Here is a 17208-nt window from a genome sequence, read left to right as displayed (position 1 = left end):
CGCCGTCTTTTTACAAATAAATTCTTAACTGATTTTTTGTATTTAAGACAAACACAATTTTATTTTAACACACACACGTATCGTCACATACACTTGGGTGCACTTAAGTTACAAATTAACTACGGTGTTGGTGCTATGGGATATGTGGAGGCCTAACCCTAAATTATAGAGGATTATAAAATGGCAAACGTTTCAATGCGCGATATGCTTCAAGCTGGTGTTCACTTTGGTCACCAGGCACGTTACTGGAACCCTAAGATGAAGCCTTTCATCTTCGGCGCTCGTAACCGTGTTCATATCATCAACCTAGAGCAAACTGTACCAATGTTCAACGAAGCACTTAAGTTCTTATCGAACGCAGCTTCTAACAAAGGTAAAGTACTTTTCGTTGGTACTAAGCGCGCAGCAAGCGAAGCAGTTAAAGAAGCAGCTATTCAAAGCGAGCAGTTCTACGTAAACCACCGTTGGTTAGGTGGTATGTTGACTAACTGGAAAACAGTTCGTCAATCAATCAAGCGTCTTAAAGACCTTGAAGCGCAGAGCCAAGACGGTACTTTCGAAAAGTTAACTAAGAAAGAAGCGTTAATGCTTACTCGTGAAATGGAAAAGCTTGAAAAGAGCCTTGGTGGTATCAAAGATATGGGCGGTCTTCCTGACGCACTTTTCGTTATCGATGCAGACCACGAGCACATCGCTATCCGTGAAGCTAACAACCTAGGTATTCCAGTTGTTGCTATCGTTGATACTAACTCTAACCCAGACGGTGTTGATTACATCGTACCTGGTAACGACGATGCGATCCGTGCTATTCAACTTTACACTGGCGCTGTATCAGCTGCGATCACTGAAGGTCGTGAGAACAACATCGTTGCTCAAGCTGAAAAAGACGACTTCGTAGAAGCTGAATAATTAGCTGTCATCAAGTCTTCATCTAATCAAGGTGAAGACTTGTTATTCTTGTCAAGCGGCCCATACCGCTTCCCTATAACAGAATTCAATTGAGGATATTCTAATGGCTGTAACTGCTGCCCTAGTTAAAGAATTACGCGAGCGTACTGGCGCTGGCATGATGGATTGTAAAAAAGCGTTAACTGAAACTAACGGTGACATCGAGTTAGCGATTGAAAACATGCGTAAGAGCGGCGCTGCAAAGGCTGCTAAAAAAGCAGGTAACATCGCTGCTGAAGGTACAATCTTAATCAAAGAAGGTAACGGTTTCGCTGCGCTTCTTGAAGTTAACTGTCAAACTGACTTCGTTGCTAAAGATTCAAACTTCCTTGGCTTCGCGAATGAAGTATTAGACGCTGCTGCAGAATCTAAAGCAGACATCGATGCACTTAAAGCACAGTTCGAAGAAACGCGTGTTGCACTAGTTGCTAAAATCGGTGAAAACATCAATGTTCGTCGCGTTGAGTACATCGACGGTGACAAACTTTCTTCTTACCGCCACGGCGACCGCATCGGTGTTGTTGTAGTTGGTGAAGCTGACGAAGAAACACTTAAGCAAGTTGCTATGCACGTAGCTGCGTCTAAGCCTGAGTTCGTAAACCCAGAAGACGTTCCAGCTGACGTTGTTGAAAAAGAAAAAGCAGTTCAAATCGACATCGCGATGAACGAAGGCAAGCCTGCTGAAATCGCTGAGAAAATGGTTGTTGGTCGTATGAAGAAATTCACTGGTGAGATCTCTCTTACTGGTCAAGCTTTCATCATGGAACCTAAGAAAACTGTTGGCGAAATTCTTAAAGAGAAAGGCGCAACTGTTACTAACTTCATCCGTTTAGAAGTTGGTGAAGGTATCGAGCGTAAAGAAGAAGACTTCGCTGCTGAAGTAGCTGCTCAAATCGCTGCTGCAAAAGGCGAGTAATTTTCTAACTTAGTGACGTAGGACAATTAGATGAAATTAATCTGTTATTAGCTTTTGCGTCACTGATGAAAATTCTTTAAAATAACCGCGTTTTATGTGTAACCATAGCGCGGTTATTTTTTATCTCATTATTAAGGCTGGCCCAAATATTATGACTATCAATCGTAAACCTATTTTTAGACGTGTTCTTCTTAAACTTAGCGGTGAAGCATTAATGGGAGACGAAGGCTTCGGCATCGACCCGAAAGTACTTGACCGTATGGCTCAAGAAATTAAAGAACTTGTAGAGCTCGACGTAGAAGTAGGTTTAGTTATCGGTGGCGGTAACTTCTTGCGTGGTGGTTCATTAGCAGAAGCAGGTATGAACCGCGTAGTGGGCGACCACATGGGTATGCTTGCTACGGTAATGAATGGTTTGGCAATGCGTGATGCTCTGCATCGTGCATTTGTAAATTGTCGCTTAATGTCTGCCATTCCATTAAATGGCGTGTGTGATGCTTACAACTGGGCAGAAGCTATCAGCTTATTAAAGTCTGGTCGTGTTGTTATCTTTTCTGCAGGCACAGGTAACCCATTCTTTACCACTGATTCTGCAGCGTGTTTACGCGGTATTGAAATTGAAGCTGATACCGTAATTAAAGCGACAAAAGTTGATGGTGTTTATTCAGATGACCCAGTGAAAAACCCAGACGCGACATTATATCGCCACTTAAGCTACAATGAGATCATTGATAAAGAACTAAAGGTTATGGACTTAGCGGCATTCACGCTTGCCCGTGATCATAATATGCCTTTAAGTGTATTTAACATGAATAAATCAGGCGCGCTTAAGCGTGTAATTATGGGCGAAGATGAAGGAACGCTTATCTCTTCACAAGCCTCGGATGAAATTAATAAATAGATTAGGATTGAACCGTGATTAACGATATCAAAAAAGATGCGTCAGAACGTATGCAAAAAAGTGTTGCGGCACTAGGCAGTCAATTATCTAAAATTCGCACAGGCCGTGCTCACCCTGCATTACTTGACGGTATTCAAGTGTCTTACTACGGTGCTGACACGCCACTAAACCAAGTAGCTAATGTAACAATTGAAGACTCGCGTACACTTGCAATCAGCGTGTTCGACAAGTCATTAGCGCAAGCGGTAGAAAAAGCAATAATGGCATCAGATTTAGGTTTAAACCCTATGTCTGCTGGTACTGTGATCCGTGTTCCACTTCCTCCACTTACAGAAGAGCGTCGTAAAGACCTTATCAAAATTGTACGTGGTGAAGTTGAAGGCGGCCGTGTTGCTGTTCGTAACATTCGTCGTGACGCAAATGGCGACATTAAGAGCTTATTGAAAGACAAAGAAATTTCTGAAGATGAAGCGCGTCAAGCAGAAGACGAAATCCAAAAGCTTACAGATAAGTTCATCAAAGAGATGGATACACAATTAACAGCGAAAGAAGCTGAATTGATGGAAATCTAAAAGCTCTTGTTTTTCTTTTCGGGATGAATCCTGAAAGGCAAGCAGGTCATTGCAAATTTATTAGTTTTGAAACGCCGGCTGGGGTATACTAGACGGCGTTTTTTTATGGAATACTCGATATTTATGGTTCTTAACGCTGATAAAATTTCCCAGCAAAGTTTGCCTAAGCATGTCGCTATAATCATGGATGGTAACGGTCGTTGGGCTCAAGCGAAAAATCGCCCACGTGTTTATGGGCATAAAAAAGGCGTTGATGCGGTTCGTCAATCAGTGCAATTTTGTACTCGCTTAGGTATACAGTCGTTAACACTATTCGCATTTAGTAGCGAAAATTGGCGACGCCCAGAGGACGAAGTAAATACGCTCATGGAGCTATTTTTATTCGTGTTGGGCAAAGAAGTTAAAAAGCTTCATAAAAATAATGTAAAGCTCAATATAATTGGTGATTTATCACGCTTTTCTGAGAATTTGCGTAATAAAGTTGATGCAGCACACGAGTTAACCCGTAATAATACGGGCTTGCAATTAAACGTTGCTGCTAATTATGGTGGCCGTTGGGATATTACCAATGCCGCAACCATGCTTGCAAAAAAAGTCGCAGCCGGTGAAATGGCCGCTGAAGAGATTACCGAAGAGCTCATGAGTGAACACATGAGCATGGCAGATCAAGTTGAGCTTGATTTAATGATCCGCACAGGTGGTGATTTGCGCATTAGTAACTTTCTTTTATGGCAAGCAGCTTACGCTGAGCTTTACTTTACCGATACGCTTTGGCCAGACTTTAATGAAGCTGCTTTTGCCGATGCTATCGCATGTTACGTTGCCAGAGAGCGACGATTTGGTTGTACAGGCGAACAAATAAAACAATTACTCGCCGAGACCTAATTACTAGTTGAAGGTACACACATTGCTAAAACAACGAATTTTAACCTCGCTCGTGTTGGCACCACTTGCACTTGTATTGGTATTTTATACCCCATTAACTCTATTTAGTTATATCGCCGCCGGTATCGTATTACTCGGTGCATGGGAATGGTCTGCGTTTATGGGGCTATGCGATAAAGTTAAACGTTTTGGATTTGTCGCTGCAACAGCGGTGTTTCTTGCATTATTAAATTGGCATTGGCCGATTGACTCGCTTTGGCAAAATGGTCAACTAGTAGGTGATGCAAACTATCTATTCACGCTATCGTTTGCTTGGTGGATTGTAGCTACTTACTTAGTTTGGCGTTATCCCGCTATGGCAAAAGCGTGGAATGAAGGCATTGTGATGCGTGCCATTGCCGGATTTTTAACACTCGTACCACTTTGGTTAGCTTTAAATACCCTGCGTAGCGCAGGCTATGGCGAATCAACCCATTTCGGCTCTATGCTTATTCTTGTGGTTTTAGGCATTGTTTGGAGCGCAGACATCGGTGCATATTTTACTGGTAAAAACTTAGGCAAACACAAACTAATGCCAAAAGTGAGCCCAAATAAGACCATTGAAGGCCTACTTGGTGGCGTGGTGGCCTCAGTTATTTTTGTTTTAGTATTTTGTCATTACAGCAATGTTGATATGGCTGTGTGGCCAATTTATGCGATTATGACAGCATTTATTGCGCTGTTTTCAGCGGTAGGCGATTTATTAGAAAGTATGTTTAAACGTGAAGTTGGCTTGAAAGACAGCGGTTCATGTTTACCAGGTCATGGTGGTATTCTAGACCGCATCGATAGCTTAACAGCTGCTGCACCTATTTTTGTACTTTGTTACGCATGGACATTGAGTTTATGAGCAAAGTAGAACAACTCGTCGTATTAGGCGCAACTGGTTCAATCGGTTTAAGCACCTTAGATGTTGTTGCTCGTAACCCAGAGCGCTTTGCTGTTTTTGCCTTAGCTGCTGGTAAAAATGCCGAGAAAATGGCTGAACTATGTATTGCACATCAACCTAAGTTTGCCGTAATGGCAGATCAACACGCCGCGGCTGCGCTGTCTAACTTACTTGCCAGTAGCTCTTGTAAAACAGAGATTCTTGCAGGTACAAGTGCTATGAGCGAGCTTGCTGCTCATACTGATGTTGACACTGTTATGTCGGCTATTGTCGGTGCAGCAGGCTTGTTACCTACTTTAAGCGCCGTTGAGGCGGGCAAAAAAGTATTGCTTGCTAATAAAGAGTCTCTAGTTATGTCGGGGCAGCTGTTTATTGATAAAGTAAAACAGCATGGTGCTACTTTATTGCCTATCGACAGTGAACATAATGCTATTTTTCAATGTATGCCTGCGGCTTTACAAAACGGGTCGGGTTTACTGGCCGATAATGGCGTTAGCAAAATTTTATTAACAGGGTCTGGTGGGCCATTTTTAACTCGCGATGTCGCAACATTATCAGCTGTGACCGTGACTGAAGCTGTGGCGCACCCTAATTGGTCGATGGGCCAAAAAATATCTGTTGATTCAGCAACCATGATGAATAAAGGCCTTGAATTTATTGAGGCTAAGTGGTTATTTAATTGCCAAGCAAGCGATATTGAAGTGGTGATACACCCGCAAAGTATTATTCACTCTATGGTGCAATATCAAGATGGCTCAGTGCTTGCGCAAATGGGTAATCCAGATATGCGCACTCCTATAGCTCACGCTTTAGCATTTCCTGAGCGCGTTGATGCTGGGGTTAAACCTCTCGACTTTGCACAGATTGCAGACTTTACTTTCACTAAGCCAGATTATGCACGATATCCAAATTTAAAACTTGCGATTGAAGCATGCGAAATGGGGCAGGGTGCAACAACCACTGTCAACGCTGCAAATGAAGTTGCAGTTGCTGCATTTTTAGCTGGCCAGATTAAGTTTACAGATATCTTTCGTATTAACTCACAAACCCTAGCAGCAACACAGGATGTTAATGTGCATACATTAGACGAGATCCTGGCTTGTGATGAAGCTGCTCGCATTAAAGCCACTGAGTTTGTTAGAAGAGGCATTAATTAGCATGTTTGATTTTTTTTGGAATCTGGGTTCATTTATTCTTGCCTTAGGCATTTTAGTGACAGTGCATGAATATGGTCACTTTTGGGTTGCACGTAAGGCAGGTGTCAAAGTACTGCGTTTTTCAATTGGCTTTGGTAAGCCGTTGATCAAGTGGTATGACAAACAGCAAACAGAATATGTGATAGCGGCAATCCCACTAGGTGGTTATGTCAAAATGCTTGATGAGCGTGTTGACGAAGTACCGCCAGAACAGCGTCATTTATCATTTAATGCCAAATCAGTAAAAGCACGTATAGCGATAGTTGCAGCCGGACCAATGGCGAACTTTTTATTTGCTATTTTTGCTTTAGCTGTCATGTACATGGTGGGCGTTCAGTCATTAAAACCTGTGGTTGGGGAAGTGACTCAAGGAAGCCGTGCTGCAGCTGCTAATATTGAGCCGAACCAACAAATTATTAAAATCGGTGAAGACGATATCAGCACTTGGCAAGATGCCACCTTCTCATTGATGAGCCGTTTAGGCGAGCAAAGCGTTGTTGTTACGCTTCGTGACCAAAACTATCAAAAGCATGTGCGTACCCTTAACTTAGATGGCTGGAAATTAGATCAGCAAGATGTACCACCACTAACATCGATTGGTATAGTACCTTTTCGACCTAACGCCTTACTGCAGGTAGCGATGATCAGTAAAGGGTCAGCTGCAGAACAGGCAGGATTACAGGTAAATGATAAAATTATTGCCGTAAATGGTGAAAATATCAGCACTTGGAACGAGTTAGTTTCACTAATTCAGCAATCACCTAACAAATCCTTACAAATTAGTGTACAAAGACAAGATAGTATTAAAGAGCTTATTGTTACACCTAAAGGCCAAATCAATGATTCAGGTGTTGAACAAGGTTTCTTAGGTGTGTCTCCAGTGGTTGAGCCATGGCCAGAAAATTATATTGAAACTAGACATTATGGCCCTGTCGATAGTATTGTGCTGGGCATACAAGAAACATGGCGTTTAATCACACTAAGTTTCGACATGATTGGTAATTTAATTACCGGTCAGGTGTCGGTTAAAAATTTAAGTGGCCCTGTAGGCATTGCAGTCGGTGCGGGAACTAGCGTAAGCTATGGTTTGGTTGCTTTTTTAAGCTTCTTAGCATTAATAAGTGTAAACCTAGGTGTATTTAACTTATTACCGTTGCCAGTGCTTGATGGTGGGCACTTAATGTATTACATAATTGAACTTTTTCGCAAAAAGCCGGTCTCTGAAAAGACGCAAGAATTTGGTTTTAAAGTGGGTGCGTTGCTGCTCCTGTTTTTAACATGTTTCGCTTTGTTCAATGATGTATCGCGTTTATAACAAATGAGCGAAAAATTCCAATTTGAACACGATTGTAAAACACCGCAAAAGTTTAACTTACAAGGTGTTGAGCGGTAATACAGTTGTAAAGGATAAAGATAATAAAATGGCTATAAAAAAACATTTGGCAGTTTCAAGTTTATTAGGTGCAAGCTTTGCAGCCCTAGGCCAAAACTCCTTTATTGTAGATGATTTAAAAGTTGAAGGTTTACAACGTGTTGCTCTAGGTGCAGCGCTAACGCATATTCCAATCAACGTGGGCGATAATATTGATGAGTATACAATTTCAAGAACCATAAAGGCTCTCTATCGTTCAGGTCACTTTGATAATATTAAAGCATTACGCGATGGCAACAGTGTTATTTTCCGCGTAACAGAGCGCCCAACGATCAGCATGATCGAATTTGATGGTAATAAAGACATCAAAGATGAGCAGTTAAATGAGTCGCTCGATCAGCAAGATATTCGTACGGGTGAGCCACTTGATAAAACTGTTCTTGATAATATAGAAAAAGGTTTAGTTGAGTTTTTCCATAGTATCGGTAAGTACAATGCTAAAGTGGATGTAACTATCACTAAGCTGCCACGTAACCGTGTGAAGCTATTGTTTAAATTTGATGAAGGCGATGCCGCTTCTATTCGTCAAATTAACCTCGTTGGTAACGAATTATTCTCTGATGAAGAGCTACTTAAATTAGCTGAGTCACAACAAGATTTGCCGTGGTGGAAGTTCATGTCGAGCGACCGCTATCAAAAGCAAACCATTGAAGGCGACTTAGAAAAAATTCGTAGTTACTATTTAGACCGTGGTTACCTTCGTTTTAATATCGATTCAACCCAAGTTTCAGTTAGTCCTGAACGTGACTCAGTTTACGTAACAGCTAATATCACTGAAGGTGTAAAGTACACCGTAAAAGGGTTTGATTTTATTGGTGACTTGCTTGGTCGCGAAGAGTTAATCAAAAGTGTTATCCCGCTGAAAACGGGTGAGCTTTATAATGGCTCGGTGGTTACGTCTTCTGAAGAATTCATTAAAAGCTATTTAGCGCGTTTTGGTTATGCCAACGCTGAAGTACGCACAATCCCAGAGATTGATGACGAGAAAAAAGAAGTTCAATTAACCTTGTCAGTTAACCCAGGTAAGCGCGTCTATGTTCGTCGTATTATCGTAGGTGGTAACCAAAATACCTCTGATGAAGTAGTACGCCGTGAAATGACCCAGCTTGAAGGTGCGTGGTTATCAAATCAAAGCTTAGAGCGCTCTAAACTACAAATTCAACGTTTACCTTACATGGAAAGTGTTGATTTTAATGTTGTGCCAGTACCGGGAGTTGATGACCAAGTAGATGTCGATTTTACTGTTAAAGAACAATCAGCTGGTAGCTTTAACGCTGGCCTTGCTTATGGTTCTTACTTAGGTCTGCAATTTAATATCGGTGTTAGTGAATCAAATTTCTTAGGTACCGGTAACCAAATTGGTTTTAATATTAATACCTCACGTGGTTCTGAACGCATCAGTGTTTCTTATACAGACCCTTACTTTACGCCAGATGGTGTATCGCAAGGGAGTAGTATCTTCTACAGCAACTATGATGCAAGTAAATTCAGTCTAATCGACTATAAATCAAAGAGCTATGGTATTGGTACCAATATTGGCTTCCCAATCGATGCTGTTAACCGTATCAATTTTGGTGTTCGTTGGATCCAAGAAGAGTTATCTGACATTGCTGAATACGAGCAAACTCGTGTAATGCGTGAAACTTTCTTAGACCCAGAAAACCCTGATGCAGGTTTTGACTTTACTAAGTATGAGCTTAGTGCAGGTTGGTCGCGTGTTACCGTAAACCGTGGTTTATTCCCAACGGCTGGTTCGCGTCAATCACTTAACTTAACAGCGACAACGCCGAACTCTGATTTACAGTACTTTAAGATAAATTATGATTCGCGTTTCTACTGGCCAATTAGTAATGATCACCGTTGGGTATTCTCAACACGTGCAGCACTTGGTTATGGTAATGGTTATGGAACAACTAATGGTTATGACCAAACATTGCCGTTCCAGGAGTTCTTCAGAATTACCGAAATGGAATTACGTGGCTTCGATCGAAATACGATTCTACCACGTGCTGTTTCTCGTGTTCCGCAAAGTATTCCTGGTACACCATTACCTGATGGTACTACAACAGGTAGCATTGGTGGTGCATCAGAGTTTGACGAGTTATACACAGCAGGCCGAATTGGTGGTAACGCCAAAGCGGTAGCAGGGATGGAGCTAATCGTTCCAACACCTTTCTTAGATGAAGAAAACACCAGCTCTGTACGTACTAGCTTCTTCGTAGATGCAGCAAACGTATGGGACACAGAGTTTAACATTGACCGTTATCAAAACCTGTCGACCGATCAACGCGCAAAATTGGATGATTATTCAGATCCAATGCGCTTTAGGGTTTCAACGGGTCTTTCATTACAATGGATCTCTCCAATGGGTCCAATGCTGATTAGTTTTGCGTATCCATTGCAAAAAGAAGAAGATGACGATACGAAGACCATCAGCTTTAATATTAGTAATACATTCTAAAGGAGTTTTTACGTGAAAAAATCAATTAAATCAACAGCCTTCGCATTGCTTGCTACTTTATCTATGGGCCTTTCAACAAATGCATTTGCGCACAAAGTAGGTGTTGTTGATATGCAAGAAATTTACAAGCAAATCCCTCAAATGGCGAAAGTTGAGCAGTCACTTGAAGCTGAGTTTTCTGAGCGTCGTCAAGAGTTAGAAAAGTTACAAGGCGATATTCGTTTTGAAGCTGAAAAGTTCAAGCGTGAATCAACAACGATGAGCGATAAGCAGAAAGATGAATTACGTACTAAGATTCAAGGTATGCAGCAACAACTTGCTGAAAAAGGCCGTCCTTTAGAGCAAGAAATCAAGATGCGTCAAAACCAAGAGTTAGCTAAAGTTCAAAAGCTAATCTTAGATGCAATCGAAGAAGTGGCTAAAGCTGGCAAGTTTGATGAAGTTAAAGTTAAAGAAACAACAATTTATTTTAACCCTAAAACAGTATCTGATTTATCAGATAAAGTAGTTGAAAAAGTAAGTAAGCAATAGAAATCATATATGCATAATTACACGCTTTCGCAGATTGCGGATCTTTTAGGCGCCGAACTTCAGGGTGATGGCGCCACAGAGATTACAAAAATATCAACACTTGCAAATGCCCAACCTGGGCATATTGCATTTTTAGCGAACAAGAAATATCGCTCACAATTGAACGATACATTAGCCAGTGCGGTGATTTTATCCGAGGCTGATGCAGCGTTTTTTACAGGCAATAAGCTTGTGGTTGCTAACCCCTATGTATGTTACGCCAAGCTTGCCCAGCTTATGGATACCACGCCGCGTTCAGCTGCTACTGGTATTCACCCAAGTGCAGTCATTCACGATTCAGCCAGTATTGGTGATAATGTCGCGATCGCTGCTAATGTGGTGATTGAAGCGGGGGCTGTAATCGGCAACGACGTACAACTTGGTCCAGGCTGCTTTATCGGTGAAAATACAAAAATTGGCCAAGGCACTAAGCTTTGGGCAAATGTATGTGTTTACCATGAAGTCGAAATCGGCAGTGACTGCTTATTTCAAGCGAATACAGTTGTGGGTAGCGATGGTTTTGGCTATGCGAATGAGCGTGGTGAGTGGATTAAAATTCCACAGCTAGGCCGTGTAATTATTGGTAACAAGGTTGAAGTAGGTGCATCAACGACCATTGACCGTGGTGCACTTGACGATACTATCATTCATAGTAATGTAATTATCGATAATCAATGTCAAATAGCGCATAATGTCGAGATCGGTTCAGGTACTGCAGTTGCTGGTTGTACGGTATTTGCTGGCAGTACAGTTATTGGTCGGAATTGTCAGATTGGTGGCATGGTTGCAATTAATGGTCACATTAGCGTATGCGATGGTGCTATAATCACCGGCATGAGTATGGTGACTAAGGCAATCACAGAACCTGGGATTTATTCTTCGGGCTTGCCACATCTAACCAATAAAGAATGGCGACGTAGTATTGCCCATATCCGAAACCTCGGTGATATGAAAGACCGCATTAAAGCACTTGAGTCTCTAACAAAGTCACTCAATATTGAAGACAAATAAGGATGCTATTTTGGCAAATGAATTAAATAGTCTTGATATCCAAGATATCTTGAGTTTACTTCCGCATCGTTATCCGATGCTACTTGTTGACCGTGTATTAGATTACACGCCAGGCAAGTCGTTACATGCAATTAAAAATGTAACAGTGAACGAACCTATTTTTACGGGTCATTTCCCTAACCAACCAATTTTTCCTGGTGTGTTGATCCTAGAAGCAATGGCTCAAGCTACGGGCTTGTTAGGTTTTAAAACAGTTGAAAACCGTAGTGACAATGAACTGTATTTATTTGCTGCGATTGATAATGCACGATTCAAACAGCCGGTATTACCTGGCGATACCATGCATTTGCATGTAGAGTTTGTAAAAGAGCGCCGCAATATATGGAAGTTTGCAGCAGAAGCAAAAGTTGACGGCAAAGTGGTGTGTACTGCCGAAATCATGTGTGCGAGAAGAGAGTTTTAATAGTGATTCATCCTACGGCAATAATCGAACCAGGTGCAAAACTTGGCAAAAATGTGTCAGTTGGCCCTTATAGCTATATCGGAAACGATGTAACTATTGGTGACAACTGTATCATCGAATCTCATGTGGTTGTTAAAGGCCCATCGACGATTGGTTCTGGTAACCATATTTTTCAATTTGCATCGGTTGGTGAAGCTTGCCAAGACAAAAAATACGCGAATGAACCAACTACGCTGATCATGGGTGATAACAATGTGATCCGTGAGTGTGCAACAATTCACCGTGGTACTATCCAAGACCAAGGTGTGACAAAAATTGGTAGTAACAACTTATTTATGGCGTACACCCATGTTGCACATGATGCTGTAATTGGTGATAACGTTATATTTGCTAACAATGCCTCTGTTGCTGGTCACGTACACGTAGGTGACTGGGTTATTCTCGCGGGTAACTCTGGTGTTCATCAATTTTGTAAAATTGGTGCTCATGCCTTTGTAGGTATGTACTCTGGCGTAAATAAAGATGTACCACCATTTGTAACTACTATTGGCACGCCGGCTGGCCCTGTAGCAATCAATACTGAAGGCATGAAACGCCGTGGTTTTGAAAGTGATGAAGTTATGGCAACCCGTCGTGCATATAAAACGCTTTACCGTAAGAGTTTAGGTGTTGAAGAAGCTATCGCCGAGTTAACTGAAGATGCAGCAAAGTATCCTGCTGTTCAGCTGATGATAGACTTTGTGAAAAGCTCTGAGCGCGGCATTATTCGCTAATTATAAGCGATACACTAAAAGCCACCGTAAGGTGGCTTTTTTGTTTTTATACTAATTCGCTTAATTAGGTAAATCAGTATAGTTCAGGTTTCGCTAAGTAAGCGCTTGCTACCTTTATGGCAAAAAAAGGATTCAATAATATGAACAAACTTATCCTCTTTGCTTTATTAAGTTTAATTATAACTGGTTGTAGTACTGCGCCTTCGGTAACTAAGGGAACGATAGAAAAAGGCAAAGCCAGTTATTACGCTGATAAATATCATGGCCGAACTACTGCAAGTGGTGAGGTATTTAATCAACAGGCATTGAGCGCGGCTCATCAAACACTTGGCTTTGGTAGTAAAGTAAAAGTCACTAATATTGCTAATAATAAAAGCGTGATTGTGACCATTAATGACCGCGGCCCATTTATCCGCGGTCGCATTATTGATTTATCAAAAAAGGCGTTTTCACAAATCGCATCAACAAAGCAAGGTGTGATTGACGTTACCGTTGAACAGCTAGATTAAAAGCGGGTAATAAGCTCTACGTAGTCAGCTTCATTAGCAACTAATTCAGCATGACTTGCAAGGGCTCTCACTTGTCCTTGTTCTAACCAAATCACTTTATCAACACGACTTAGCATTGCTGGGTCGTGAGTAATGGTTAGCATGGTTTTATCTGCCCATATTTTCTCAAGCGTAGTCAGCAAGTTTTGCTTAGTGTGGTTATCTAGACTCTCTGTTGGCTCATCAAGAATGATTAAATTACCTTGCCTTAATAGAGCTTGGGCAATGGCAACACGACGCGACTGACCATGAGATAGCTTTCTGCCTGCGGTGCCTAAACGAGTGTTTAGCCCATCTTTTAAATTGCTTAACCATGAGCCAAGTTCTGCTTGTTCACAGGCTTCAATAAGCATTTCATCTGTCGCATCAAAAGCTGCATAGCGAAGATTCTCCCGAAGCGTGCCATCAAAAATATGATGCTGCTGAGCCACGATAGTCATGCATTTGAAGCGCTGCTGATGACTAAGCTTGCTTAGCTCAAAAGTATTTTCTTTAGTGGTTAGTTCAAGCGTGCCTGATTGGATAGGCCAAAGCCCTGTTAGTAAGTTAACCAGAGTGGTTTTGCCACTGCCGCTGGCACCAACTAGAGCTAATTTACTGCCTGAAGCAATTGATAAGTTAATTTCATTCAGTGCGTTACTGGTTGCGCCTTGGTATCGGTAATTAACATTTTTGAACTCAAGGCCAAGAGCACTGTGTGGTATTGCATGTGTTTGCTTCTGTTCATTATGCTCTTCGAGTTTGTCTTCAAGTGTAAATAGTCGCTGTGCTGCGCTTACAGCATTTGGTAATTCTATAAACGCACTTGGCAAAGTTAGTACAGTCTCAAAGCTGGCTAATACAAATAACGCGAGCATAGCTAGTTCAACGTTTTTCATAGTAGCTGTTGCGACCAGTGGAATTATCATAAATACACTGGCAAGCATGGTGAGTTGGATCACCAAAGTGCTTAAGCCATTACTGTTTGCTATGGCTTTGTGTCGATTATATAGCAAGCTGTTGTATTGCTTACTGAGTGAATCACAATGGGCAAGCTGCGCGGCGTGTGCTTGATATACAGCCAGCTCTCTGGCACCTGATAGTGTATCAGCAAGCTCAGATCTTAACTCTGCTGAAAGCTGTGTTTCAGCATGTGCTTGTTGGCGAAGTTTATGGCTCAATAGAGCCGGAAGTAACACGCCAATAATCATTAATGAAATAAAGCATAGCAACGCAACATCAGCGTTATACATTGCCATGAATGCCATTACGATAGGAATACTGATAAGAGCGACGATAATTGGCAGCAGCACATTTAGGTAAAACTTATCTAACGCATCAACATCGTTTTGTAGGCGGTTGAACAAGTCGCTACTACGAGTCATTGCTAAGTCAACGTTGTTGAGTTGGCTAAGAATCTTGAACATTTTTACGCGAATTTCGCTCAGTAACAAAAAGGTAGCGTTATGAGTTATCATTCGCTCGCCGTAACGAGACGCTGTGCGCACGATAGCTAAAAAGCGGATCACCCCTGCAGGGGTAAAGTAGTTCATCTGCACACCGGCAATACCCGCCGCTGCCATGGCTGCTAAAAACCAGCCCGAGATGGCGAGTAAACCGACATTTGCAAGTACCGTTAAGCTTGCTAAAAAAGCCCCCAAAAGCAGCATGCTTGCATGAGGTTTGCAAAGTTTTAATAAACGTATGAAGTTATGCATGGGCTTCACCTTGGCTCACAAGCTTAGCAAATAGGCCTGCTTGTTCGGTGAGTTGCTGATAATGACCAGACTCAACAATTTGACCTTGTTGCATAACGTAAATGGTGTCGGCATGTTTAACTGTATTCAGTCGGTGAGCAATAACCAGCACTAAATGATCTTTTGCATAATCTCGGATTGCTTGGTTGATTAAATGCTCTGTTTGGCTGTCTAAGTGAGCTGTAGGCTCATCAAGCATTAGCACAGGGGCATTTTTTAAAAATGCACGGGCAAGGGCAATACGCTGCTTTTGCCCCCCTGAGAGGCCTTCTCCTTGTTCACCAAGCTGTGTATCAAAGCCATTAGGTAGGGCGTTTATAAACTCAAGCGCACCAGCTTTATTAGCCGCTTCCTCAAGTTCAGCTTGGCTTGCATCTGGTTTTGCTAATCGTAGGTTCTCTGCAACGGTTCGATAAAATAATGTGGCTTGTTGTGGGATCCACGCAAGCTGTGCTTGCCAATCAGCTAAGGCGGTATCGCTCAGTGGCTGTCCGTTAATGTGAATGGCATTGTTGGCTTGATGATGAAAACCCAATAGACAATCAAACAAAGTACTTTTACCCGAGCCGCTTTCACCTACAAAGGCAACTAAGCCTGTGCTTGGCAGGCTTAAGCTGATATCAGTCACCCCTTCGTTTGTCTCAGGGTAGTGAAAAGTAAGCGCATTCAGCTGTATGTCTTTTATCGGTAACTCAAGTTTAGAGGTACCCAAATGTTCATCGGCGTCGCTTTGATTGATTATATCGACCATATCAGCAGCGGCGCTGATCCCTTCGAGTTTTGCATGATAATGAGTGCCCATTTGCCGAAGTGGTAAGTAAAACTCAGGGGCCAGTAATAGCACCACAAAACCGGTCGCAAAATCGAGCGTACCAAAAAATAATCTAAAGCCAATGATCACAGCAACAAGGGCAACACTAATGGTTGCTAAAAACTCAAGGGCGAAAGACGATAAAAAGGCAACTTTCAGCACCCCCATAGTTGCACCACGGTAATCATCAGATATCTGACTTATGCTATTTAGCTCACGCTTGGTTGCATTAAAAAGCTTAAGTTGAGTCAGTCCTTGTAATCGGTCAAAAAAGTAATTGCCAAGTACCGCTAGCTGTTGCCAGCGTTCTTGGTTTAACTGCTCCGCTTTATGGCCCACTAAAATCATAAAAAAGGGGATAAGCGGGGCTGTTAAAAGGAATATGAGGCCTGCTTTGTAATCAGTTGGAAAAATCACCACTAATATCGCTAATGGAATAAGTGCACTGTAAGTCACACTTGGAATGTAGTTGGCGTAATATTGATGCAGTGCTTCAACCCCATTATGTAAGGTGTTAAGTGTTGCGCCGTGACCTTTTTGTTCAGTGTATGCTGGCCCAAGTTTGCTGAGCTTTTCTAGCAATGTATTACGCATCACGTTTTTTATTTTTAACGCGGCAAGGTTACTCACCCGTTCACTTAGCGCAACCAACAAAGCACGAACTAAAATGAGCCCCGCAAGAGGCCATAACAATGGGCTTACGGCTTGCAAGTTTGCTTGTTCAAACATAACTTGATGAACCGCGTTCGCAAGAAGGTAACAAGAGGCAATCATTAACAGGGCATTGAGTGTGCCCAGACTAATGCTTAATTTAAGAAGTCCTGAAGCGGACTGGCTATACTGCTTTAAAAAAGCGCGCAGCGTTTGCTGCTGCGCGCGATTTGGTCGGGGTTTAGTTGTCATCGGTGTTTTTGAGTCTCGCGTACAGCTCTAGCTCATCATCAGCAATCGAATCTTTATGTTGGTGAAATTCGTACCACATTACGTTGATCACTCCCAGTGTACAGGCTAATAGAACACCTAAAATCCAGGCAAAATACCACATATTTTAATCTCC

At 42.0% G+C, this 17208-nt stretch carries 17 protein-coding genes; 14 read left to right on the top strand and 3 right to left on the bottom strand.

The window, feature by feature from the left end; all coding sequences use genetic code 11:
• The first annotated feature begins 180 nt into the window (after positions 1-180).
• The 14 genes from rpsB to L1267_RS02245 all read left to right on the top strand — a co-directional run bounded on the left by rpsB (position 181) and on the right by L1267_RS02245 (position 13565).
• Positions 181-909 (top strand): 30S ribosomal protein S2, encoded by a 729-nt coding sequence (gene rpsB / locus L1267_RS02310; protein ID WP_054562046.1) that lies wholly within the window; start codon positions 181-183, stop codon positions 907-909.
• 103 nt (positions 910-1012) lie between these two features.
• Complete coding sequence (gene tsf / locus L1267_RS02305; RefSeq protein ID WP_135924005.1) at positions 1013-1864, top strand: translation elongation factor Ts; 852 nt, start codon at positions 1013-1015, stop codon at positions 1862-1864.
• Positions 1865-2015: 151 nt separating this feature from the next.
• Positions 2016-2765 (top strand): UMP kinase, encoded by a 750-nt coding sequence (pyrH, locus tag L1267_RS02300; protein WP_135924006.1) that lies wholly within the window; start codon positions 2016-2018, stop codon positions 2763-2765.
• A gap of 14 nt (positions 2766-2779) precedes the next feature.
• Entirely contained in the window at positions 2780-3337 is a 558-nt protein-coding gene (frr, locus tag L1267_RS02295) for a ribosome recycling factor (RefSeq protein WP_135924007.1), read from the top strand.
• Between the two features lie 105 nt (positions 3338-3442).
• Entirely contained in the window at positions 3443-4222 is a 780-nt protein-coding gene (locus L1267_RS02290; protein WP_135924008.1) for an isoprenyl transferase, read from the top strand.
• Between the two features lie 22 nt (positions 4223-4244).
• Positions 4245-5111, top strand: coding sequence for a phosphatidate cytidylyltransferase (locus L1267_RS02285; RefSeq protein ID WP_135924009.1), 867 nt, complete (start codon positions 4245-4247; stop codon positions 5109-5111).
• Entirely contained in the window at positions 5108-6307 is a 1200-nt protein-coding gene (gene ispC / locus L1267_RS02280) for a 1-deoxy-D-xylulose-5-phosphate reductoisomerase (RefSeq protein WP_235382022.1), read from the top strand. The genes L1267_RS02285 and ispC overlap by 4 nt, the downstream gene beginning before the upstream one ends.
• Before the next feature lies 1 nt (position 6308).
• Complete coding sequence (gene rseP / locus L1267_RS02275) at positions 6309-7661, top strand: sigma E protease regulator RseP (protein WP_135924011.1); 1353 nt, start codon at positions 6309-6311, stop codon at positions 7659-7661.
• 106 nt (positions 7662-7767) lie between these two features.
• Positions 7768-10239 carry an outer membrane protein assembly factor BamA gene (bamA, locus tag L1267_RS02270; RefSeq protein WP_199525885.1) on the top strand — a complete coding sequence of 824 codons (2472 nt, stop codon included), beginning with the start codon at positions 7768-7770 and terminating at the stop codon, positions 10237-10239.
• 12 nt (positions 10240-10251) lie between these two features.
• Positions 10252-10770, top strand: coding sequence for an OmpH family outer membrane protein (locus L1267_RS02265; protein WP_135924013.1), 519 nt, complete (start codon positions 10252-10254; stop codon positions 10768-10770).
• Positions 10771-10779: 9 nt separating this feature from the next.
• Entirely contained in the window at positions 10780-11820 is a 1041-nt protein-coding gene (gene lpxD / locus L1267_RS02260) for a UDP-3-O-(3-hydroxymyristoyl)glucosamine N-acyltransferase (RefSeq protein WP_135924014.1), read from the top strand.
• 10 nt (positions 11821-11830) lie between these two features.
• Positions 11831-12283 carry a 3-hydroxyacyl-ACP dehydratase FabZ gene (fabZ, locus tag L1267_RS02255; protein WP_135924015.1) on the top strand — a complete coding sequence of 151 codons (453 nt, stop codon included), beginning with the start codon at positions 11831-11833 and terminating at the stop codon, positions 12281-12283.
• Positions 12284-12285: 2 nt separating this feature from the next.
• Positions 12286-13056 carry an acyl-ACP--UDP-N-acetylglucosamine O-acyltransferase gene (gene lpxA, locus L1267_RS02250; protein WP_135924016.1) on the top strand — a complete coding sequence of 257 codons (771 nt, stop codon included), beginning with the start codon at positions 12286-12288 and terminating at the stop codon, positions 13054-13056.
• A 140-nt stretch (positions 13057-13196) separates the two neighbouring features.
• Positions 13197-13565 (top strand): septal ring lytic transglycosylase RlpA family protein, encoded by a 369-nt coding sequence (locus L1267_RS02245; RefSeq protein ID WP_135924017.1) that lies wholly within the window; start codon positions 13197-13199, stop codon positions 13563-13565.
• Here L1267_RS02245 and cydC read toward each other — a convergent pair.
• From cydC to cydX, 3 genes are read right to left on the bottom strand one after another with little or no spacing between them, the layout of a single operon-like run.
• On the bottom strand, positions 13562-15301 hold the full coding sequence (gene cydC / locus L1267_RS02240) for a thiol reductant ABC exporter subunit CydC (protein ID WP_235382021.1): 1740 nt from the start codon (positions 15299-15301) through the stop codon (positions 13562-13564). The two genes, L1267_RS02245 and cydC, sit on opposite strands and share 4 nt — an antisense overlap.
• Complete coding sequence (cydD, locus tag L1267_RS02235) at positions 15294-17054, bottom strand: thiol reductant ABC exporter subunit CydD (RefSeq protein ID WP_235382020.1); 1761 nt, start codon at positions 17052-17054, stop codon at positions 15294-15296. The genes cydC and cydD overlap by 8 nt, the downstream gene beginning before the upstream one ends.
• The gene (gene cydX / locus L1267_RS02230) at positions 17044-17196 is read right to left on the bottom strand and encodes a cytochrome bd-I oxidase subunit CydX (RefSeq protein ID WP_054553108.1); all 153 of its coding nucleotides are present in this window, start codon (positions 17194-17196) and stop codon (positions 17044-17046) included. Before cydX ends, cydD begins: the two co-directional genes overlap by 11 nt.
• Between the last annotated feature and the right edge of the window lie 12 nt (positions 17197-17208).

Origin of the sequence: Pseudoalteromonas sp. OFAV1 (genome assembly GCF_021532595.1) — a bacterium.
Classification (GTDB): Bacteria; Pseudomonadota; Gammaproteobacteria; order Enterobacterales; family Alteromonadaceae; genus Pseudoalteromonas; species Pseudoalteromonas lipolytica_C.
Note: the sequence above shows the minus strand (reverse complement) of the source record. Positions and strands in the feature narration are given on the sequence as shown.